Source organism: Acinetobacter sp. CIP 101934, assembly GCF_000369585.1.
Classification (GTDB): Bacteria; Pseudomonadota; Gammaproteobacteria; order Pseudomonadales; family Moraxellaceae; genus Acinetobacter; species Acinetobacter schindleri.
Map to the genome: position 1 here is coordinate 539,903 of NZ_KB850094.1, position 21,030 is coordinate 560,932.

A 21,030-nucleotide genomic window follows, 5' to 3' on the forward strand; every position below is an offset into this window, starting at 1 on the left:
GCGAACATCACACATCACGGATCAATGGCTCAAATCTGCAATGAATTTCATTGTGGTTTGAGTCTTTTATTCCCAGCGTCTATTTTGATATAGATCAGCTTTGGTTTTGATTCACGTATTGATGATGGCAATACGGCTTCAATCTTTAAACGATTAAAGTCACCTGAACGCTTCACTGGCGGACGAGCGGTGCATTGGATGTGAGTAACTTTCACTGTCACATTGCTCGAAGATCATCCCTTCTTTATAGATAGAGTGTCTTGATACGGAATTATCGTCGTACCTTTACAAACTGTGCAGATCCAATGCATCAAACGCTGTAGCCTGAAGTCGTCTTCAGGGTGCGACTAATCTGATGTGTATCAGTTTACGTTTAAAAGCCAACTAGGTTGGCGACATATTTTTTCAGACAAACTGATTTATGTACCTGAGGTACAATTAAACGCAACAGTTTGCTTTTTTGCCGATATAATAAGCCTTCGGCGTCGGCATAATTCTTTTGGGACCTTCCCGTATTATGTGAGGGTTTAATTGAATGATCATGTACAGAAATAAATCTGTCATGCACCAACTTTTACTCACAAACGATGGTTTCCGTGCGCTGACTATATCAAACCTTGAATCATCTGCCTATGGGCTAAGCTTATGTTTCTTGTGTAAAGCATAGCCTAAGTGGTCATTTATTAATCAATTTCAATCAATTTTTAGGTCATAGTAACTGTATGAATTCTACGCAACAATGGCAAAACGTCACGTGGTTTGAGGTGGATGAGCACCAAGATGGACAGCGAATCGATAATTTCCTGTTTAGCCGTCTGAAAGGTGTACCAAAAAGCCGCATCTATCGTTTGATTCGTGAAGGCCAGGTTCGCGTTAATAAAAAACGAATTAAGGCAGAAACTAAACTGGCCATTGGTGACCAAATCCGTGTGGCACCAATACGTTATGAACAAAAAGATGAATCTGCTGCACCGGTTTCTGACAAGGTCGCTCAAGGTCTGTTGGCACGTGTAATCTATGAAGATGAAGGTTTGATAGTTGTCAATAAACCTTCCGGGATTGCAGTACATGGCGGTAGCGGTGTGGCCTATGGCCTGATCGAAGGTCTGCGTGCTGCAACAGGTAAAAAATACTTGGAGCTGATTCATCGTATTGACCGTGATACTTCAGGTCTGGTGATGATCTCGAAAAAACGTAGTGTGCTTAAAACTCTGCAAGATTTATTACGTGAACATAAAATTAAAAAAACTTATGCGGCAGTCGTGAAAGGGCAAGTAAGTCTGGATAAGCAACTTATTGATGCACCTTTACACCGTTATGAGCTGTCTAATGGTGAACGTCGTGTCCGTGTTTCTAAAGAAGGTAAGGATTCGAAAACCCAGTGGAATGTAGCAGAACGCTTTATGCATGCCACACTGGTCTATGCATCTCCGCTTTCTGGTCGTACCCATCAAATTCGTGTACATGGTTTAAGCATTGGTCATCCGCTGGTGGGTGATGAAAAGTATGGTCATGAGACGGAGTATCGTGGGCCAAAACCACGCCGTTTATGTTTGCATGCCATGCGTCTGGAGATTCCGGGTTATCCGACCATTGAAGCGCCATTGCCAGAAGATATGCAGAGTCTGGTGGCACAACTTCGTGCGCAGAAGGCGGATAAAGTGGTTACAGCTGCAGAAGATGATGAGTAATTTTTATTTTTTAATTAATCCTCTCCCTAACCCTCTCCTTTAAAAAGGAGAAGGAACGGTACTAATTAAATAGCAATATTTAATCAAAAGTTGATTCATTATTCGACTGTATTTGTTCTTTAGTGAAGGCATTGGTTTGATAATGAAAAATTCCCTCTCCTTGTAGGAGAGGGCTAGGGAGAGGTGATAATGCCTTTTCTCTGAATCAAATCTAGGAAATCTTTATGAACTCACCTGTAAAACTGGTCATTTTTGATTGGGATGGCACTTTGTTTGATTCAGTTGGTCAAATTGTGGCTAGCCTGCAGTTTGCCGCGCAGCAATTTAATCAACCGCTGACCGATGCTAATGCCAAAAGTATTATCGGTTTAGGTCTGCCGGAAGTCGCACAACGATTATTCCCAGCTGTGCCAGAATTGCATGCGGATATTTTGCAGGCTTATTCAGAACATTATGTAGCGAACTCTGTTGAGGATGCCTGGTTTGAAGGTGTATCTGAGATGCTATACGCATTAAAAGATCAAGGGATTAAACTGGCTGTCGCTACAGGTAAAAGCCGTAAAGGGTTGGACCGTGTATTAAAGCAGACCAATAGTCTGGAACTCTTTCATGCGACTCGTGCTGCCAGTGAAACGCGTTCTAAACCAGATCCTTTAATGTTGGCTGAAATCCTGGCAGAAACTGGTATACATGCCCATGAAGCGATTATGGTGGGGGATACCTCTTATGACCTGGAAATGGCGCTGAATATTGTCATGCCAAGTGTAGGCGTAAGTTATGGTGTGCATACGTCAGAGACTTTAGCGAAGTTTAATCCGCTGTCGATTGTGAATGATGTCAGCAGCTTACATGAGTTTTTATTGGCTAAAGTCCAATGGAAGGAAGCGATTTAATTCAGTATGCTGGGTTTTATCAAATGACAGACAATTTATACAGTTTAAATGTCTGTCATTGAATTAAATTCGCGCATTTAGTCTAATCTTTTAGTCTAAAGCTGCAAACTTGATCAATTTGAACGACCAAAATTGTTGAGAATTTCACTCGGTATTTTTCTATTAAAATTAATCAAATTATTGTTTTATATGAATTAACATAAGAAATATTTATAGCTATTAGCTATAGCGAAAAATAAAATAACTATTGGCATTCATTCATTAATTTTCCGATTCTTAGACTGTTTATTTTTATGCTCTTTTCAGAATCCGCCACTTTTCCAAATTGCAGAACGTTTTTTGCTCTTGGTCTGGCTCGGTTCTGGATTCCAGTATAAACCTCATTTTTGCAGTTTAAGGAAACATTGATGTCGAATTCTGCTGTCGTTGAATCAGTTGCTCAAGCACTCCGTAGCGCTGAATTATCAAAAACTGCGATCACACCGATTCGCCCACAGCTGGGTGGCGAGAGTGCTGACGTGGATATCGCCTATGCCGTTCAGGAAGTGAATACAGCACGTGCATTGTCTGAAGGCCGCCGTTTGGTCGGTCGTAAAATTGGTCTGACCTCTAAAGTGGTTCAAGCACAACTAGGTGTGGATCAGCCTGACTTCGGTATGTTGTTTGCCGACATGGCCTATGGCGATGGTGAAGCGATTCCTGCAGGTGTTTTGATTCAACCTAAAGTTGAAGCGGAAATCGCATTGGTGATCAAAGAAGATTTAACCAAAGAAAAACATACTTACGCAGACATTATCAGTGCAACTGACTATGCACTTCCTGCAGTCGAAGTGGTTGATAGCCGTATCGAAAACTGGAAAATCAGTTTAATCGACACTGTTGCAGACAACGCATCTTCAGCGGCTTTTGTATTGGGTTCACGTCCTGTGAAACTCGACAACCTTGACCTTGTAAATTGCAAAATGACCATGACTCGCGCAGGTGAAGTGGTGTCTCAAGGCATAGGTAAAGCATGTCTTGCAAACCCGTTGAATGCCGCAGTTTGGTTGGCTGACGAAATGGTACGTCGTGGCCGCCCATTGCTTGCAGGTGACATCATTTTAACGGGTGCGCTTGGTCCAATGGTTGTCGCAAATGCAGGCGACGAATTTGTCGTTGAGATTGAAGGCTTTGGTTCAGTAACAGCTGCTTTTGCTGCTGAATAATCGAATATTGAGAGTACATTCATGAAAAAGATTAAATGTGCAATGATCGGTCCAGGTAATATTGGTACGGATTTGCTTTACAAGTTACAACGCAGCGAATGGTTAGAACCAGTATGGATGGTGGGTATTGACCCAACTTCTGAAGGTCTTGCGCGTGCAGCGAAAATGGGTTTAAAAACTACTGCTGAAGGTGTAGATGGTCTTCTTCCTCATGTAATTGAAGATGACATCAAAATTGCATTCGACGCAACATCTGCCTACGTTCACGCTGAAAACAGCCGCAAGTTAAATGAACTTGGCGTGCTCATGATTGACTTAACGCCTGCAGCGATTGGTCCATTCTGCGTACCACCAGTGAACCTTGAAGCATTGCTTGCAGCTGGCGAAGTGCCAAACGTAAACATGGTAACTTGTGGTGGTCAGGCAACAATTCCAATGGTTGCTGCAGTATCTCGCGTTCAACCTGTTGAATACGGTGAAATCATTGCAACTGTATCGACTAAATCTGTTGGTCCTGGTACACGTAAAAACATTGATGAATTTACGCGTACAACTGCAGGCGCAATTGAGAAAGTTGGTGGTGCGAAACAAGGTAAAGCGATCATCATCATTAACCCGGCTGAGCCACCACTGATGATGCGTGACACTGTTCACTGCTTAGTTGAAGGTGAACCAGATCAAGCGGCGATCACTGAATCAGTACACGCGATGATTAAAGAAGTTCAAAAATATGTACCAGGTTACAAACTTGTAAACGGTCCTATTTTTGACGGTAACCGTGTTTCAATCTTCTTAGAAGTAGAAGGTCTTGGTGACTTCTTGCCGAAATATGCAGGTAACTTAGACATCATGACAGCAGCAGCTGCGCGTACTGCAGAAATGTTTGCTGAACACGTTTTCACTAAAGAAGCTTAAGGAGCAACCACATGTCTAAGATTATTGTTCATGATATGACTTTACGTGATGGTATGCACCCACAGCGCCATCAAACCACTGTTGAGCAAATGATTGCCATTTCAACCGCACTTGATGATGCCGGCGTACCTTTAATTGAAGTAACGCACGGTGACGGATTGGGTGGTTCATCAGTGAACTACGGTTTTGCTGCTGCAACGGATGAAGAATATCTGTCTGCTGTTGTACCACGTATGAAGAACGCAAAAGTATCTGCATTACTTCTTCCTGGTATCGGTACGGTTGACCATTTGAAAATGGCACATGAAATTGGTGTATCTACCATTCGTGTGGCGACGCATTGTACTGAAGCGGATTGTTCGGAACAGCACATTACCGCTGCACGTAAATTAGAAATGGATACAGTGGGCTTCTTGATGTTAGCTCACATGGCTTCACCTGAAAAATTGCTTGAAGAAGCAAACAAGATGGTGTCTTACGGTGCAAACTGTATTTATGTGACTGACTCTGCAGGTTATATGCTTCCTCAAGATGTAATCGATCGCGTAGGTCACTTACGTCAACACTTGGATCCAAGCATCGAACTTGGTTTCCACGGTCACCATAACTTAGGTATGGGTGTATCAAACACTGTTGCTGCTGTTCAAGCAGGTGCGGTACGTGTTGACTTAGCGTCTGCTGGTCTTGGTGCTGGTGCGGGTAACACACCACTTGAGCTGTTTATTGCTGTAGCAAACCGTATGGGTATGGACACTGGCGTTGACTTGTTCAAAGTACAAGACGTTGCTGAAGACCTTGTGATTCCAATGATGCACAACCCAATTCGTGCAGACCGTGATGCGGCAACTTTAGGTTATGCGGGTGTTTACTCTTCATTCCTGTTGTTCGCGAAACGTGCTGAAGCGAAATATGGCGTTTCTGCGCGTGAAATCCTGATGGAACTTGGTCGCCGTGGTACGGTTGGTGGTCAGGAAGACATGATCGAAGATTTGGCATTAACAATGGCGAAAGCACGTGAGCTTCAAGCTTAATTGTTAAAACGCAAGTTTTAAAAAAGCGTCCGAAAGGGCGCTTTTTTATTTTTAAATTTAAAAATATTTAAGCAACACAATTAAAAATAAATTTAGAAATAACTTATGTATGCTGTCGTACATAAATATTTGAACTGCGAAATAAATCCCCTGAATTAAATATCTATCATATTTTTTATAAATACAACTTATAGTTTTTGGGTATTATAAAAAGCCTTAAACGTAAAAACGATTAAAAAATAGATTTTAAAGAGTTTATATATTTTTTAATCTTGAATTTGAAATATAGAACAAAGAGTTATTTTCATTGTTTAGTAAAATAATAAAAAATATCTAAGATTTTAAAAATATTAAAGAAATGATAAATATATTCAAATAAATCCAGAAAAATAATTGGGATCAAAAAGTTAATACTGTGGTCGGATTTTAAATAAATACGTTGTTCAGCATGATGCAGCCATTACTTCTTATGTTGGTTAAGGACAAAGAAAATGCGTCGTCATAATTTATGGATAGCAATCATTGCTGCAACAGCGACTTTAGGAACAACAGCTGCTCAAGCTGATTTTATTGACGACAGTAACGTTCAATTAAAATTTAAGAATTTTTATTTAGAACGTAATTATGATAATGAATCTCAAAAAAACTATGGTAACTGGACGCAAGCGGTAACACTAGATGCTAAGTCTGGTTATCACGATATCGGTGGTGGGGTTCAGGTAGGTGCCGATCTATTAGGACAATATGCCGTAGGTTTGAAATCTCCTGATAATGTGAATGATATTCACATGCCATATAGCAACAAAGATCAGAAGACTGAACGTGATAATGCCAAGTTGGGCATAACCTTAAAAGCAAAAGTTGGTCAAACTGAATTGAAAGTAGGTGACTTACAACCCATGTCACCAGTGGTGTTCTTTGATCCATCTCGTCAATTGCTAACGACCTATAGTGGCGCATGGTTAGAATCTAAAGATATCAAAGACACTAAACTGACCTTGGCTTATATTGATGGTATTAATGCGCGTTATGATAATCAATATCAAAATTTAACGCTGTTCCCGCAAAATGATTTTGCTAAAGCTGAAGCTGCAGGTCTATCCACTGATGACGGTATGTATATCTTAGGAATCGACCATCAATTCACACCTAAATTTACTGGTAGCTATTGGTATGCCGATGTGACCAATATCTATAAACAGCATTATGTAGCTACAGACTATAAAATAACTATCGGTGAAAAGACTAAGCTCGATGGACACGTTCGCTACTTTGATAACAGTGAATCTGGTGACAAACTTTATGGCAATATCGATAGCCAGGCGGTTTCTGCAGGCCTAAAAGTAAATCAGGGTGCTCATACAGTTCATTTGGGCTATCAACAAATGTTTGGTGATCATGGTACGAGAGCCACTATGTTCCCGACTCTGGGCGGATGGGTTCCACAACCATATTTAGACAACTGGTCTGTAGCAAGTTTTATTCGTAAAGACGAAAAATCATGGAGTCTCGGTTATACCTATGACTTCTCAGAGCTGGGTGTGAAAGGTTTAACTGCAACTTTACGTCATTTTGAAGGATGGGACGTAGATAATGGTGCTGGCAATGAGCGTGGTAAGGAAGATGAAAACAATGTAATTGTTAATTATGTTGTTCCTGAAGGTAAATTAAAAGGCTTAGGTCTCCAATACATGTTCATCGATACCAACTATGACAATATTGCAGGTGGCTTTGATTTGCAGGAACATCGTATTGCAACAACTTATACCTATAAATTCTAAAATTGAGAATTTAAAAGAGCGGTATACTAATACCGCTCTTTTTTATGTCATTTGAAATTTAAAGCCTGAGTATTCATAAGGAATTATTTTTAAAATAATTATATAAAACAATATCTTAAATTATATATTTTTTATAGTATGCAATCGTAATTTTGTATCAGTTGAGCTGTGCTAAGCGGTTAATATAAAGCTGTAAAAATTCATTTTTTAAAGAGTCAACTTGCCGTCGACCTCTGAATAGATGGACACGCAAGCTAAAGACTGTACGAGGAATCAACATGAGCACTGTTCAAATCCCTGATTATAAAACAGATCCATTCTTTGGCTTAGAAGACAAATGGATTGAAACTGCAGAAGGTGAGTTGACTCACTACCACGAAATTGGTGAAGGTACACCAATTCTATTCCTTCATGGTTCTGGTACTGGCGTATCTGCTGCTGCAAACTGGTGGTTGAACCTGCCTGCAATTGGTGAGCAAGCACGTTGTATCGCAATTGACACGATTGGTTATGGTCAAACTGTTGTTGCACCTAACACTGCTTATGGTATCCGTGCCTGGGTTGATCACGCGATCCGTACTCTAGATGCTCTTGGCATTGAAAAAACCTGGTTGGTAGGTAACTCTTTAGGTGGCTGGTTGGCATTCCAATTGGCACTGGATTATCCAGAGCGTGTTTTAGGTATTGTATCTATGGGTACCGGCGGTGCAAAACAGACTGCTGCACTGAAAGCACATGCAAATCCAGTATTGACCGAAGAAGGTATCAAAAAGACACTTTCTATGTTCGTTGTGAACAAAGACCTGATTACTGATGAATTGGTGAAAGTACGTTTTGCTTCTGCTGCAAATGACTATGCATCAAACCGTTTGATGGATGTTGTAGGGGCACGTGACCGTGACCGTTTCGAATTCCCGTTAGACTTCGAAAAGATGAAAGACATCACTGTTCCTGTACTTTTGATTCACGGTACTCAAGACGTGGTGATTCCAGTTTCTCGTACTTGGGACATCCTGAACATCGTGCCAAATGCTGATGCACATATTTTCAGCCAATGTGGCCACTGGTCTCAAGTTGAAAAAGCAGATGAGTTCAATACTGTCATTAAAAACTACCTGGCTGTTCACGGCGTAAAATAAGTCGTAGCTCGGTGAAAAAGGATGGCTGAAGCCATCCTTTTTTTATACTTAAAAAGATAAAATTAAATGCATTCAATGAGGGTGATTCTCATTAACCACTGATTTAGATTTAAACATAATTTGCACAATATCTTTGGCGTCTAAATCCTTTTTTCTTACCCTTAAAATCGCATTAGACTTAAGTTGTAAAAGCAGGGGGTGGTTTGAGTATTAAATAATCAATTTGGAAATTTTGATAGATTTTTTTAATACAGCAGTTGGCTGAAATATAGATTAAAACGTTAAATACAGATGTTTCTGTTTGATTAAAAAATACACATTTGAATTGGGGGAATAAAAAACGCGCCTCTGAGCTTGTCAGTAAGCGCGTCGGGATTAAGCTAAAGGCTTATTTTTACTGATCGCGATTAATATCGAGATAGAATACACGTGTCAGTAATTCAAGGAATTTCTTCACTGCAACCGAATTGCCATCTTTACGGTAGCTGACATACAGATCCAGATAAGGCAGTTCAACGTCTAAGGGACGAATCACCGTATTGTTCATGGTCAGTGGCGCGATATAGCCTGGCAGAATAGTACAACCTAAACCAATCCCGATCGAGTTGATGTTAAACAGAATATTGTCTGCTTTCTGCACAATATTAAATTCAATACCATTGGCTTTAGCGAAGTCCAGGATAGCATTGTGCAGCGTCAATGACTGTTCTGCTGAAGGAATAATAAAATCAATGCCATTGAGGGCTTTCACCGGAATACGGTCATATTTCGCAAGTGGATGATCTTTCGGAAGAATAAAGATTAACGGTTCACGAATGACAAACTGGCTTTCAATCTCGTCACTGTTGAAGTTATGACGGGTAAAGGTCAGATCTAGCTCACCTTTTTTGAGCAGTTTCATCTGTTCAGTGTTATTCAGGCTGAGCAGTTCAATTTTCAGGTCTGGATTTTGAACGCGCAGATTTGGCAGCACATAAGGGAAGATTTTCATCTCTGCTACAGGAACGAAACCAATGCGCAGCATCTGCTGCTTGGCTTGTGATACCTGGCGTGCCATGGCAATCGCTTTATCTGCTTGAGCCAGCGTCAGGCGTGCCTGTTCAAGGAATACAGCACCTTCCTCAGTGAGTTCGACTTTACGCTTAGTACGGTTGAGTAGCTTTACGCCGACATCTTCTTCCAGGTCTTTGATTTGCTGACTCAAAGAAGGCTGTGCCGTATAAAGTTTGAGTGCCGCCTTGCTAAAGTTCAGTTCTTCAGCAACGGTAATAAAGTAACGAAGATGTCGTAATTCCATAAAACTAGCCCGCCGAGTAATCCAAAAAATGTATTACTATAATTTTCAGGCAGTATAGTGCATAAGCAACTATATGGTGAAGCTTATTTTACCATTCACAAAGTAAATGAATGTGTCGTAAAAAAAGTGTTTTAATGGAGAATATCGCCAAGTGATTAATTGGTGAAATCTATTAATCAAAACAAAAAAAATATTTCCGCAAATTCACTCAAAAATCCATCATCGTTGAAAAGTTGAGTCTATTACTTTGTGCCATATCTGGTCACAGGAGAGCTTTTCATGAGTGGAAAAATTGATGTGCGCGAAATCGACGCTTTAGTCGATGCACAAAATGGACGTATCACGCCATCTATCTATACAGATCCTGACATTTACGAATTAGAACTTGAACGTGTCTTCGGTCGTACATGGTTGTTCCTTTGCCATGAAAGCCAGATTCCTAAGGCCGGTGACTTCTTCAATACCTATATGGGTGAAGATCCAATCATCGTGGCACGTCAAAAAGACGGCTCAATCAAAGCATTCTTAAACCAGTGCCGTCACCGTTCTATGCGTGTGAGCTTTGCTGACTGTGGTAATACACGTGCATTCACTTGCCCGTACCACGGCTGGTCATACGGTATTGACGGTTCTCTAAAAGACATTCCGCTTGAAGATCGTGCTTACCCACATGGTGCATGTAAAGAGCAATGGGGTCTGGTAGAAGTTAACCGCGTTAAATCATACAAAGGCCTGATCTTCGGATGCTGGGATGAAACTACGCCAGATCTAGAAGAATACATGGGCGATATCGCTTGGTACCTGGACGGTGTTGTCGATCGTCGTGAAGGCGGTACTGTGATCGTGGGTGGTGTACACAAATGGGAAATCGAGTGTAACTGGAAATTTGCAGCCGAACAGTTCGCATCTGACCAATACCACGCGTTGTTCTCTCACGCATCTGCAATTCAGGTACTTGGTGCAAAACCAGACGACGAATCTTCTAAGAAATTAGGTGCTGCACAAACTGCTCGTCCAGTTTGGGAAACTGCGAAAGACGCGATCCAATACGGTTCACGTGGTCACGGTTCAGGCTTCTTCTTCACAGAGAAACCAGATGCAAACGTATGGGTTGACGGTGAAGTAGCGAACTACTTCCGTGAAACTTACGAAGAAGTGAAAGAACGCCTAGGTGAAACTCGTGCGCTTCGTTTAGCGGGTCACAACACCATGTTCCCTACATTGTCTTGGTTGAACGGTACTGCGACTCTTCGTGTATGGCACCCACGTGGTCCAAACAAAACTGAAGTTTGGGCATTCTGTATCTGTGATGCGGACGCACCAGAAGATGTACAAGCAGCATTTGAACGTTCTGCAACTCGTGCCTTCGGTCCTGCAGGCTTCCTGGAGCAAGATGACTCTGAAAACTGGATCGAAATCCAAAAAGTTTTACGTGGTTACAAAGCGCGTCAAAACAAACTCATTATGGAAATGGGTAAAGGTAACGAGAAAGTACGTGAAGATGGTATCCCGGGTATCACTAACTATATTTTCTCTGAAACTGCAGCACGTGGTATGTACCGCCGTTGGGCAGATTTATTGATTCATGAAAAATGGGAAGACGTTGAAGCTGCGGCTGACGAATATGAGAAGGAGCTTATGAAATGAGTCAAATCAGTTTAGAACTTCATCACCAAATTAGTCAGTTCCTGTATCAAGAAGCCAAGCTTCTTGATGACTGGAAATTCCGCGAGTGGTTAGACACGCTAGCTGAAGATATTTCTTACACGCTACGTACTACACCAAACGCTCAAACGCGTGACCGTCGTCGTTCAGTTGAACCACCTACTACCTGGGTATTCAACGATACGAAAGATCTTCTGGAACGTCGTGTTGCACGTCTGGAAACTGGTATGGCTTGGGCTGAAGAGCCTCCATCACGTACCACTCACATGGTGAGCAACGTGATTGTTGAGCCAACTGAAGTTGAAGGCGAATACGATGTGTACGTGACATACCTACTGTACCGTACCCAGAAAGAGAAAGACGTTACGATTTACTGTGGTAAACGTCATGACAAGATCCGCAAAGTTGAAGGCGGCCTGGGCTTCCAGATCTTCAACCGTAAGATCACGCTTGACCAAGTTACCTATAACTCACATAACCTGAGTGTGTTCTTCTAATGAATAAGATTTTTGTTTGCCAAGTTGACGAATTAGACGAAGGCGAAGCGTTAAAAGTGGATTGCGGCGTAAACGGTATCGAAGCGCTTGCAGTATTCAACAACGGTGGCGAATTCTTCGCAATGAACGACCGCTGTTCACACGGTAATGCTTCTATGTCTGAAGGCTACCTTGAAGACGACGGTACAGTGGAATGTCCACTTCATGCAGCTCGTTTCTGTTTGAAAACAGGTCAGGCACTTTGCTTACCAGCAACTGACCCAATTCAAACATTCCCAGTTGTACTTGAAGATGGTGCGTTATACGTAGAGATGGCAGGAGAGTAATCATGGGTTGGCTACAAGGCGAAGTTGCACTGATCACGGGTGGTGGTTCAGGTCTCGGTTGGGCACTGGTAGAACGTTTCCTGGAAGAGGGCGCACAAGTAGCTGTTCTTCAACGTTCACAGTCTAAAGTCGATGCGCTGAAAGAACATTTCGGTGACCGCGTGCTTGCGATTGCCGGTGATGTGGCCAGCTATGAAGACAATGTCCGTGCTGTAAATGCGACTGTAGAGCGTTACGGTAAACTCGACTGTTTCGTAGGTAATGCCGGTATCTGGGATCATTACGCAGATATCGTCAATACATCTGGTGAGCAGCTAGAAAAAGCCTTTGATGAGATTATGGGAATTAATACCAAATCTCTGATCCTCGGTGCGAAGGCTGCACTGGATGCATTGATCGCTTCTGAAGGTTCTATCATATTTACTTTGTCTAATTCGGCACTGTACTCCGCTGGCGGAGGCCCTGTGTATACTGCATCTAAGCATGCCGGTGTGGGTATTATGAAAGAACTGGCCTACGAGCTTGCGCCTAAAGTACGAGTGAACGCCGTTGCGCCATCAGGTATGAATGTGAACATCAAAGGTGCTGCATCTTTAGGTCAGGAAAATCTTGGTCTGCTTGATGCACGTGATCCTGAGAAAATCGCACGTGGTATGCCACTGAATTTCTTACCTGAGCCGGAAGATATGACGGGTTCATATGTGCTCTTGGCATCTCGTCAAAATAACCGTCCACTGACTGGTGTTCTGATCAATGCAGAATGTGGTCTGGGGATTCGTGGTTTACGTCAACCACGTGCCGGTTTCTTTGACGAATAAAAATCTAGTCTGAAATGGACTTTTCGGCAGCCTGTTCTAAGGCTGCCTTCCTTTTAAGGAGTCTCTCATGGCCGTTAAACTTATTTGTGCATCGCACAGTCCTTTAATGGAATTTGCTTCACCGCAGGAAAAACGCAAAGAACAGGCTGTTCGTGAAGCGTTTGAAAAACTGTCTGCTGAAGTAAAAGCTTACGACCCAACCCTGATCATTACCTTTGGTCCTGACCATTTCAATGGTTTCTTCTATGACCTGATGCCAAGCTTCTGTGTGGGCATTCGCGCGACTGCTGCAGGGGACTGGGACTATGGTAAAGACAATGCACACATTGATGTACCTGAAGACAAAGCACTGGGCTTGGTCCGTCGTGTACTCGATGAAGGTGTGGACGTTGCGTATTCTTACCGCATGCAAGCCGACCATGGCGTGACTCAGCCATTGCACTTCCTGTGCGAAGGCAAACTTGATCGTTATCCAACGATTCCAATTTTCATTAATGGCGCTGCAGCACCAATGCCAACCACGAAGCGTACCATCGCTTTAGGCCGTGCTGTAGGTCAGTTCATCAAATCTCTGAACCTTGAAAATGAGCGTGTACTAGTTCTGGGTACAGGTGGCCTGTCACATGATCCACCGACTCCGCAAATGGGTTCTGTGCCACCAGAAGTGGAAGAGTTCCTGATTGCTGGTCGTAACCCGACACCTGAAGCACGTAACGCGCGTCAGTCAAAAATCATTGCAGTGGGCCAGAAACTGGCAGCGGGCGATACCTCTGTTGCAGTTCCTCTGAATGCTGAATGGGATATCGCATTGCTTGAAAAATTCAAGAATGCCGACTTCGCTGCACTAGAAGCCATGACTGAAGCTGAAATCCGCCGTGATGGTGGCCGTGGTGGTCAGGAAGTCCGTTCGTGGATGGCGGCATTTGCTGCTTTAAGCGAAATGGGCGAGTACGAAATGACAACGCACTGTTATGAAGAAATCAGTGAATGGATTGCGGGCTTCGGCATCGTATCTGCAGAGTTAAAAGGTTAAAGACATGAGCAACATCGAAACCATCGTAATTGTAGGTGCTGGCCAGGCAGGTGCAAGCGCGATTTTAGAACTTCGTGGCAACAAATACGAAAGTAAAATCATTCTGATCGGTGATGAAACGCATCTTCCTTATGAGCGTCCACCACTGTCTAAAGACGTGATTCTAAAACCTGAAGAGACCAAGATTGAAATCCTGTCAGAAGAAAAACTGGCGGAACTTGGTGTAGAAACCATTCGTGGCAATGGCGTGAAAAAAATCAACGCTGAAGCGAAAACGGTTGAACTTCAAAATGGTGACGTTGTTGCTTATGACAAACTGTTGCTTGCTACAGGCGGCGCAGCTCGTCGTCTGCCGAACTTCGATGCGCTGGGTAAACATGTTTATACGCTACGTAACCTAGAAGATTCACAAGCACTGGTTCCAGTATTGCAATCAGGCCGTCGTATTGTCCTGATTGGTGGTGGCGTGATCGGTCTGGAACTGGCTTCTTCAGCACGTTTCAAAGAGTGTCAGGTAACTGTGATCGAAATGGGTCCTATGGTGATGGGCCGCTGTTCACCTCGTATCCTGAGCGAATTCCTGCTTGAACAACAACGTTTGGCAGGGATCGACGTTCGTCTGGAAACCAAAATTGCAGATTGCAAACTGGATGGTGAAGAAGTGGTGATTACCCTTGAGGGTGGTGAAGAACTTCGCGCTGATGCTGTAGTTTATGGTATTGGTATCGTGCCAAATGCACAGTTGGCAGTTGAAGCTGGCCTGGATGTTGATTTCGCGATTAAAGTAAATGAAAACTGCCAGACTTCAAATGCAGACATCTATGCAGCAGGTGATGTGGCAACTCAACTTCGTAATTGCGGTAACCACCGTCGTGTCGAAACTTGGGAAAATGCCAACCTGCAAGCAGGGATCTTTGCACGTCATGTGATGGGCGTTGAGCATCCGACACCTAACCCGGCATGGTTCTGGACAGATCAGTTGGACATCAATTATCAGTTCGTAGGTGACATGGCGGCTGCTGAATGGCAAGTTCGTGGTGAAATCAATCCAGAGCTTCGCGCTGAATCAACATTCGTGATGTTTGGTGTGACTGATGGCGTGATCGTTGGCGGTATTACTGTAAATGCGGCAAAAGAAATGCGTCATCTTAAAAAGTTGATTAGCAAGCAAGCTGCATTTGAAGCAGATAAATATTTGGATCTAGGCCAAGATCTTCGTAAGCTTGTGAAATAACTTTGCGTTATTTATGAGTTTACAAAAGGGCAGACCTTGGGCAACCTAGGTCTGCTTTTTTATGCACTTTACTTTGTTGTCACGACCTTAGTTGTCATTATATTTGAGTAAAGTTTGCGTATAGGTGATTTTTACTTTTAAAAGATTAAAAGTAACAAAAATCTTTTGATCGTTTGAGGGTATATCCCTATACCCCAAACGATCCAGCGGCATCCCTGCCGCTCCCCGTATTGTTGAATGCAGATTTGAACATAAATTTGGTTCGATTCTATCTAATACATTTTTATTGAGCAGTTTATGAGTTCAAATTCATCATCTCCCATGATCGTCACCGCAAGTATTTATGCTCTGCTGGTACTCATTTGGGCAGCGACGCCACTTGCGATTGTCTGGAGTGTGGCGGAAGTGCATCCCATGTGGGTGCTGATCATCCGTTATTTTGGTGCGTCCCTGATTGCCTTAGCCCTACTTAAAATCATGCGTGATCCGCTGCCATTTGACGCAGTGTCCATGAAAAGTTATTTGGCAGGTAGCTTGAACTTGATTGGCGCACAGCTGTTTATTTATCTTGCTGCCAATTACTTAACTTCAGGTTTGATGGCATTAATTTTTGGCTTGTCACCGCTGATTGCGGGTTTAATCGGTCATGTGATTTTAAAGACTCATAAATTGGTGTGGTTGCAATGGCTCGGTATGGCGGTTGCGGTGAGTGGCTTAACGTTTGTATTTGCCGACTCTGCTGAAAGCAATGTGAATCCTTGGGGCGTGGTACTGATGGTGATTAGTATGATCTCTTATATCAGCTCCATTTTTTGGGTCAAACAAATTAATGCACCACTGAAACCAATGTCACAAGCCACGGGTTCTCTGATTGTTTCAGCGCTAGGTTCCTTGGCATTGATTCCCTTTATTTGGCAACATTTTCCGACTCAAATACCAAGTACCAATGCCATCATTGGGTTTGTCTTTACTATGATTTTGTCGTCCATTGTGGCAATGCTGTGCTACTTCTGGCTCATTCGTCGTTTGGCAGCGTCGACAGTGTCTTTAAGCAATGTGATGACACCTGTGATTGCGTTGGTCTTGGGAGCAACTTTAAATAATGAACACATTAGCTCAAATGCCTTTATTGGCATTGTAATCGTGATGTTTGGAATTGTGATGTATTTCTGGAAGGAATGGCGCGAGCAGTATTTTTCTAAATCCTAAACTGTATTATTCAAATTAAAAAAATATTTAGAAAGGAAGCCAGGGCTTCCTTTCTGGTTTTTGATGCAGAACCGGGTAGGGATGTCTTTTCTATCCCTTTCAGAACGGCAGATGAGCTCAAATCCAGGCTTTAAGTCAAAGATAGTCGCATCAGATACAATAAACAGTATTTCCCGCATTGTTCAGTAATGTGCATCAAACCCAAAATTTGCTGCTGATGTTCCACATGGAACAGTTGCACCTGCTGCACATCCTCATAGTCAATAATCTAATGACAGATCCTCAGGACCTATACGTCATTCAGCAAATGAGGCGAAAACATACTGATTATGCTCACACTTCCAGTCAAAAAGTGTGCTGATCAGTACAGATGATAAACATTGTAAGGATAAAGATTCTTGGAAAAAATGAGAACAACAAAATGATAAACAATTTATGCCGGCAGTTTATTAAGATGCAATTAGATAAAATGAAAAATCAAATAGATCCATCTGTTTGACAATAAAAACCAGGACAAATTTGCATGTCGTCTGAATCTAATAAAATTGTGGTGTATGCTGCGCTGCTTGGCAATCTGGCAATCGCACTGGTTAAATTTGTCGCGGCCTATATTACCAATAGTTCTGCCATGTTGAGTGAAGCTATTCATTCGGTAGTGGATACCCTGAATGAAATTCTGCTGCTGCACGGTATGAAAAAATCTCAAAAACGCCCCGATGCATTGCATCCCTTTGGCTATGGTCGTGAGCTATATTTCTGGGCCTTTATTGTCGCCTTAATGGTCTTTGCTTTGGGCGCCATTGTATCAATCTATCAGGGTATCCAGCACATTATCCACCCTGAAGAAATGCGGGACCCGATGATTAACTATATTGTGCTCGGTATTGCGATTTTATGTGAAGGAACTTCTTGGTTCGTGGCTTTAAAAGCCTTTCGCAAACACAAAGGCAAAATGGGATATTTTGAAGCTTTTAGACGCAGTAAAGACCCAACGACTTTTACTGTGTTATTTGAAGATACGGCTGCATTGATCGGACTTTTTATTGCGCTGGTAGGTATTTTTCTCGCACATCAGCTAAATATCCCTGAGCTAGATGGAGCGGCCTCAATTCTGATTGGTTTGGTACTGGCTGTATCGGCCTGGCTGTTGGCGCGTGAAACAAAAGGGCTGTTACTTGGTGAAACTGCCGATCCGAAACTGCGGGAAAATGTGCTGCTGATTGCGCAGGAGGATATCGCAGTGTTTAGTGCCAACGGGGTACTGACCGAACAGATCGGTGCACATCAGGTGATTGCTTCTTTAAGCCTGGAGTTTATGGATAATCTGAATTCGGATGAAATTGAAGCCTGCGTCAACCGGATTGAAGCGCAGATCAAACAGATCCATCCGGAAATTATTACCCTGTTTGTGAAACCACAAACTCAGGCCGTCTGGCTGGAACGTACCCAGGGACGTGTATAAGAAGCTATTTTTTTAATTGATATGGATAGAAAATATCTTCAAATAGCAGCCTTTTAAACTGCATATTCAGATCACTGATTTAAATAGGCGCAGCGGCGTTTGCTTTTGCCAATAACATCCCTAAAGACAACAGTAAGCAGACGCAAAAGTGCGTCTTGAACTAAAAAATCTCAGGATTCAAATCAATCTTTGTAATGATTGATAGACTCATGTTGTCGCTGGAGCGCCTTTCTTACATCTATGTTCTATAACTTTAGTCGAATAACAGAAGCAATGTTGAAGATAGTTTAATTTTCATCAACTCACCAGTTCTCTGCAATTTCCCCTAGAAAATTGCAAAAAATAAATAAACAATAGATTTACAAGCTTTTAGATAGAAGAAAACGATGGTTTGTATTCATAAAAATTGTTTTAGCTTGTCACATAAAAGGGGTATGTTGAAGTAAATAAGATGTTTAAACAGTTCAGATCAAACAGACTTTATAAAGTTTTGGAGCTACAAAATGACACAAGATTTGCAAGCATCAGGCTGCCCATTTCATCAAAAACACGAAGGTACAGCGGCAAGCAATGCCAGCTCACACAATACGGACTGGTGGCCAAATGCGCTTAACCTCGACATTCTTTCTCAACACGATAGAAAAACCAATCCTTTTGATCCCGACTTTGATTATAAAGCAGCATTTAATTCCCTTGACCTTGAAGCAGTAAAACAAGATCTGCGTGAACTGATCACGACCAGCCAGGCATGGTGGCCAGCAGATTATGGCAGCTATATTGGTATGTTTGTTCGTACTGCCTGGCACTTGGCAGGTTCTTACCGTAAGCAGGATGGACGTGGTGGTGCCAATACGGGGAACCAGCGTTTTGCACCGTTGAACAGCTGGCCCGATAATGTCAATACCGATAAAGGCCGTCGTCTGTTATGGCCGATCAAGAAAAAATACGGTAACAAGCTCTCTTGGGGTGACCTGATTATCCTCGCAGGGACAGTGGCCTATGAAGTTGCAGGTTTGAAAACTTTCGGTTTTGCTGGTGGTCGTGAAGATATCTGGCATCCTGAAAAAGATGTGTACTGGGGTGATGAACGCCAATGGTTGGCACCGACCGAAAGCCGTTATGAAAATAACCAAGATCGTTCAACGCTAGAAAATCCTCTTGCTGCGGTGCAAATGGGCCTGATCTATGTCAATCCTGAAGGAGTGGATGGTGTACAGGATCCTTTACGTACGGCGCAGGATATGCGGGTCACTTTCGACCGTATGGGCATGAATGACGAAGAAACAGTTGCCTTGACCGCAGGTGGTCATACCGTAGGTAAGTCACACGGTAATGGTAAAGCAGATTTGCTTGGACCAGATGTTGAAAGCGCAGATATCGAATTTCAGGGCTTGGGCTGGCATAACCCGGAAGGGACTGGTAACGCGGCGAATACCATGGTCAGTGGTCTGGAAGGTGCCTGGACCACCAACCCAACCAAATGGGACAATGAATTCTTCTATCTGTTGCTCAACTATGATTGGGAAAAAACTGTCAGCCCGGCAGGCGGGAAACAGTGGGAGCCGATTAACATCAAGGAAGAAGACAAACCATTTGATGCGCATGATACCAGTGTACGCCGTAATCCGATGATGACTGACGCTGACATGGCACTGAAAATTGATCCGGAATACCGTAAAATTTCAGAGCGTTTCTATCGTGATCCGGCCTACTTCTCTGAAGTGTTTGCACGCGCATGGTTTAAACTGACCCACCGTGATATGGGGCCAAAATCCCGTTATCTTGGCCCAGACGTACCGGCTGAAGATCTGATCTGGCAGGACCCAATTCCAAAAGTGGACTACACCTTGTCTGAGGCTGAAATTGAAGAACTCAAAGCAAAATTACTGATCAGTGGTTTAACCCCAACCGAACTGATCAATACGGCTTGGGATAGCGCACGTACTTACCGTGGTTCGGACTATCGTGGTGGTGCCAATGGAGCACGTATCCGTCTAGAGCCACAACGTCAATGGGAAGGGAATGAACCGGAACGTTTGAATAAAGTATTGAACAAACTTGAAGAGATTCAGGCAGGTCTTGAGAAGAAAGTCAGTATTGCCGATCTGATTGTATTGGGCGGTAGCGCAGCAATTGAACAGGCAGCCAAAGCAGCAGGTGTAAATATCAAGGTGCCATTTACACCGGGCCGTGGCGATGCATCTCAGGAACAGACAGATGCCTATTCATTTGAAGACCTGTTACCGAAATACGATGGTTTCCGTAACTGGCTAAAAGATGAATATGTGGTTCAGGCTGAAGAGCTGCTAGTCGATCGTGCACAACTGTTAGGGCTGACTGCACCTGAGATGACTGCGCTGGTTGGGGGTATGCGTGTACTCGGAACCAACTATGGTGGTGCGCCAGAAGGTGTCCTCACCAACAATGTTGGTGTCTTAAGCAATGACTTCTTTGTGAACCTGACGGATATGAACTATCAATGGAAAGCAACTGGCCGTAACCAGTATGACATTGTTGAACGTGCGACAGGTGTGAAGAAATGGACTGCAACACGTGTAGACCTGGTCTTTGGTTCGAATTCGATTCTTCGTGCTTATGCAGAAGTATATGCTCAGGATGACAATAAAGAAAAATTCGTGCGTGACTTTGTCAAGGCATGGGTCAAAGTCATGAATGCAGACCGTTTTGATGTGAAACGATAATTTTTCGATCTTGAAATAGGAAACCGGTCGTAGGGCCGGTTTTTTATTGCCTGAATTTTTATTGGTCAATCAGCTCATAGAACGACCAGTCATGAAAAATAGATGGTCTTACTGAAAACTTAATAGGTATTC

General features: G+C 42.9%; 17 protein-coding genes. 16 read left to right on the forward strand and 1 reads right to left on the reverse strand.

Features of this window, described 5'->3' with window-relative positions; translation table 11 throughout:
* The first annotated feature begins 722 nt into the window (after positions 1-722).
* The 7 genes from F899_RS03035 (at position 723) to F899_RS03065 (ending at position 8,655) form a co-directional block, all read left to right on the forward strand.
* The gene (locus tag F899_RS03035; protein ID WP_005220818.1) at positions 723-1,691 is read left to right on the forward strand and encodes an RluA family pseudouridine synthase; all 969 of its coding nucleotides are present in this window, start codon (positions 723-725) and stop codon (positions 1,689-1,691) included.
* A gap of 224 nt (positions 1,692-1,915) precedes the next feature.
* A complete protein-coding gene (locus tag F899_RS03040; RefSeq protein ID WP_004813381.1) occupies positions 1,916-2,584 on the forward strand; it encodes an HAD-IA family hydrolase in 669 nt (222 codons plus the stop codon).
* Between the two features lie 407 nt (positions 2,585-2,991).
* Entirely contained in the window at positions 2,992-3,789 is a 798-nt protein-coding gene (locus F899_RS03045; RefSeq protein ID WP_005220820.1) for a 2-keto-4-pentenoate hydratase, read from the forward strand.
* A 21-nt stretch (positions 3,790-3,810) separates the two neighbouring features.
* Positions 3,811-4,704, forward strand: coding sequence for an acetaldehyde dehydrogenase (acetylating) (locus tag F899_RS03050; RefSeq protein WP_005220822.1), 894 nt, complete (start codon positions 3,811-3,813; stop codon positions 4,702-4,704).
* Positions 4,705-4,715: 11 nt separating this feature from the next.
* Positions 4,716-5,735 carry a 4-hydroxy-2-oxovalerate aldolase gene (gene dmpG / locus F899_RS03055; RefSeq protein WP_004813375.1) on the forward strand — a complete coding sequence of 340 codons (1,020 nt, stop codon included), beginning with the start codon at positions 4,716-4,718 and terminating at the stop codon, positions 5,733-5,735.
* 491 nt (positions 5,736-6,226) lie between these two features.
* Positions 6,227-7,516: an OprD family outer membrane porin gene (locus tag F899_RS03060; protein ID WP_004813373.1), complete on the forward strand. Its 1,290-nt coding sequence runs from the start codon at positions 6,227-6,229 to the stop codon at positions 7,514-7,516.
* A 278-nt stretch (positions 7,517-7,794) separates the two neighbouring features.
* Entirely contained in the window at positions 7,795-8,655 is an 861-nt protein-coding gene (locus F899_RS03065) for an alpha/beta fold hydrolase (RefSeq protein ID WP_004813371.1), read from the forward strand.
* Positions 8,656-9,049: 394 nt separating this feature from the next.
* On the opposite strand, the gene hcaR is transcribed toward F899_RS03065, so the two are convergent.
* Positions 9,050-9,952, reverse strand: a complete 903-nt coding sequence (gene hcaR / locus F899_RS03070) for a DNA-binding transcriptional regulator HcaR (protein WP_004813369.1) — start codon at positions 9,950-9,952, stop codon at positions 9,050-9,052.
* A gap of 279 nt (positions 9,953-10,231) precedes the next feature.
* On the opposite strand from hcaR, the gene hcaE reads away from it, so the two are divergent.
* The 9 genes from hcaE to katG all read left to right on the forward strand — a co-directional run bounded on the left by hcaE (position 10,232) and on the right by katG (position 20,898).
* Positions 10,232-11,599 carry a 3-phenylpropionate/cinnamic acid dioxygenase subunit alpha gene (gene hcaE / locus F899_RS03075; protein WP_004781815.1) on the forward strand — a complete coding sequence of 456 codons (1,368 nt, stop codon included), beginning with the start codon at positions 10,232-10,234 and terminating at the stop codon, positions 11,597-11,599.
* On the forward strand, positions 11,596-12,114 hold the full coding sequence (gene hcaF, locus F899_RS03080) for a 3-phenylpropionate/cinnamic acid dioxygenase subunit beta (protein WP_004781816.1): 519 nt from the start codon (positions 11,596-11,598) through the stop codon (positions 12,112-12,114). Before hcaE ends, hcaF begins: the two co-directional genes overlap by 4 nt.
* Entirely contained in the window at positions 12,114-12,440 is a 327-nt protein-coding gene (hcaC, locus tag F899_RS03085) for a 3-phenylpropionate/cinnamic acid dioxygenase ferredoxin subunit (protein ID WP_004781817.1), read from the forward strand. The genes hcaF and hcaC overlap by 1 nt, the downstream gene beginning before the upstream one ends.
* Positions 12,441-12,442: 2 nt before the next feature.
* Positions 12,443-13,258: a 3-phenylpropionate-dihydrodiol/cinnamic acid-dihydrodiol dehydrogenase gene (gene hcaB / locus F899_RS03090; protein WP_005220824.1), complete on the forward strand. Its 816-nt coding sequence runs from the start codon at positions 12,443-12,445 to the stop codon at positions 13,256-13,258.
* 67 nt (positions 13,259-13,325) lie between these two features.
* Positions 13,326-14,291 carry a 3-carboxyethylcatechol 2,3-dioxygenase gene (locus F899_RS03095; protein ID WP_004813361.1) on the forward strand — a complete coding sequence of 322 codons (966 nt, stop codon included), beginning with the start codon at positions 13,326-13,328 and terminating at the stop codon, positions 14,289-14,291.
* 4 nt (positions 14,292-14,295) lie between these two features.
* Positions 14,296-15,525 (forward strand): 3-phenylpropionate/cinnamic acid dioxygenase ferredoxin--NAD(+) reductase subunit, encoded by a 1,230-nt coding sequence (hcaD, locus tag F899_RS03100; RefSeq protein WP_004813360.1) that lies wholly within the window; start codon positions 14,296-14,298, stop codon positions 15,523-15,525.
* A 297-nt stretch (positions 15,526-15,822) separates the two neighbouring features.
* The gene (locus F899_RS03105) at positions 15,823-16,734 is read left to right on the forward strand and encodes a DMT family transporter (RefSeq protein ID WP_004813355.1); all 912 of its coding nucleotides are present in this window, start codon (positions 15,823-15,825) and stop codon (positions 16,732-16,734) included.
* A gap of 523 nt (positions 16,735-17,257) precedes the next feature.
* The gene (locus F899_RS03115) at positions 17,258-18,196 is read left to right on the forward strand and encodes a cation diffusion facilitator family transporter (RefSeq protein ID WP_004813353.1); all 939 of its coding nucleotides are present in this window, start codon (positions 17,258-17,260) and stop codon (positions 18,194-18,196) included.
* A 503-nt stretch (positions 18,197-18,699) separates the two neighbouring features.
* Positions 18,700-20,898, forward strand: coding sequence for a catalase/peroxidase HPI (gene katG, locus F899_RS03120; protein ID WP_004813351.1), 2,199 nt, complete (start codon positions 18,700-18,702; stop codon positions 20,896-20,898).
* Positions 20,899-21,030: the final 132 nt, after the last annotated feature.

Excerpts from the sequence above, each read along its gene's own strand:
- katG (WP_004813351.1), top strand. The coding sequence starts at position 18,700 with ATGACACAAGATTTGCAAGCATCAGGCTGCCCATTTCATCAAAAACAC.
- hcaC (WP_004781817.1), top strand. The coding sequence starts at position 12,114 with ATGAATAAGATTTTTGTTTGCCAAGTTGACGAATTAGACGAAGGCGAA.
- F899_RS03095 (WP_004813361.1), top strand. The coding sequence starts at position 13,326 with ATGGCCGTTAAACTTATTTGTGCATCGCACAGTCCTTTAATGGAATTT.
- F899_RS03050 (WP_005220822.1), top strand. The coding sequence starts at position 3,811 with ATGAAAAAGATTAAATGTGCAATGATCGGTCCAGGTAATATTGGTACG.
- F899_RS03115 (WP_004813353.1), top strand. The coding sequence starts at position 17,258 with ATGTCGTCTGAATCTAATAAAATTGTGGTGTATGCTGCGCTGCTTGGC.
- F899_RS03040 (WP_004813381.1), top strand. The coding sequence starts at position 1,916 with ATGAACTCACCTGTAAAACTGGTCATTTTTGATTGGGATGGCACTTTG.
- hcaF (WP_004781816.1), top strand. The coding sequence starts at position 11,596 with ATGAGTCAAATCAGTTTAGAACTTCATCACCAAATTAGTCAGTTCCTG.
- hcaB (WP_005220824.1), top strand. The coding sequence starts at position 12,443 with ATGGGTTGGCTACAAGGCGAAGTTGCACTGATCACGGGTGGTGGTTCA.
- dmpG (WP_004813375.1), top strand. The coding sequence starts at position 4,716 with ATGTCTAAGATTATTGTTCATGATATGACTTTACGTGATGGTATGCAC.
- F899_RS03035 (WP_005220818.1), top strand. The coding sequence starts at position 723 with ATGAATTCTACGCAACAATGGCAAAACGTCACGTGGTTTGAGGTGGAT.
- hcaE (WP_004781815.1), top strand. The coding sequence starts at position 10,232 with ATGAGTGGAAAAATTGATGTGCGCGAAATCGACGCTTTAGTCGATGCA.
- F899_RS03045 (WP_005220820.1), top strand. The coding sequence starts at position 2,992 with ATGTCGAATTCTGCTGTCGTTGAATCAGTTGCTCAAGCACTCCGTAGC.
- hcaD (WP_004813360.1), top strand. The coding sequence starts at position 14,296 with ATGAGCAACATCGAAACCATCGTAATTGTAGGTGCTGGCCAGGCAGGT.
- hcaR (WP_004813369.1), bottom strand. The coding sequence starts at position 9,952 with ATGGAATTACGACATCTTCGTTACTTTATTACCGTTGCTGAAGAACTG.
- F899_RS03105 (WP_004813355.1), top strand. The coding sequence starts at position 15,823 with ATGAGTTCAAATTCATCATCTCCCATGATCGTCACCGCAAGTATTTAT.
- F899_RS03060 (WP_004813373.1), top strand. The coding sequence starts at position 6,227 with ATGCGTCGTCATAATTTATGGATAGCAATCATTGCTGCAACAGCGACT.
- F899_RS03065 (WP_004813371.1), top strand. The coding sequence starts at position 7,795 with ATGAGCACTGTTCAAATCCCTGATTATAAAACAGATCCATTCTTTGGC.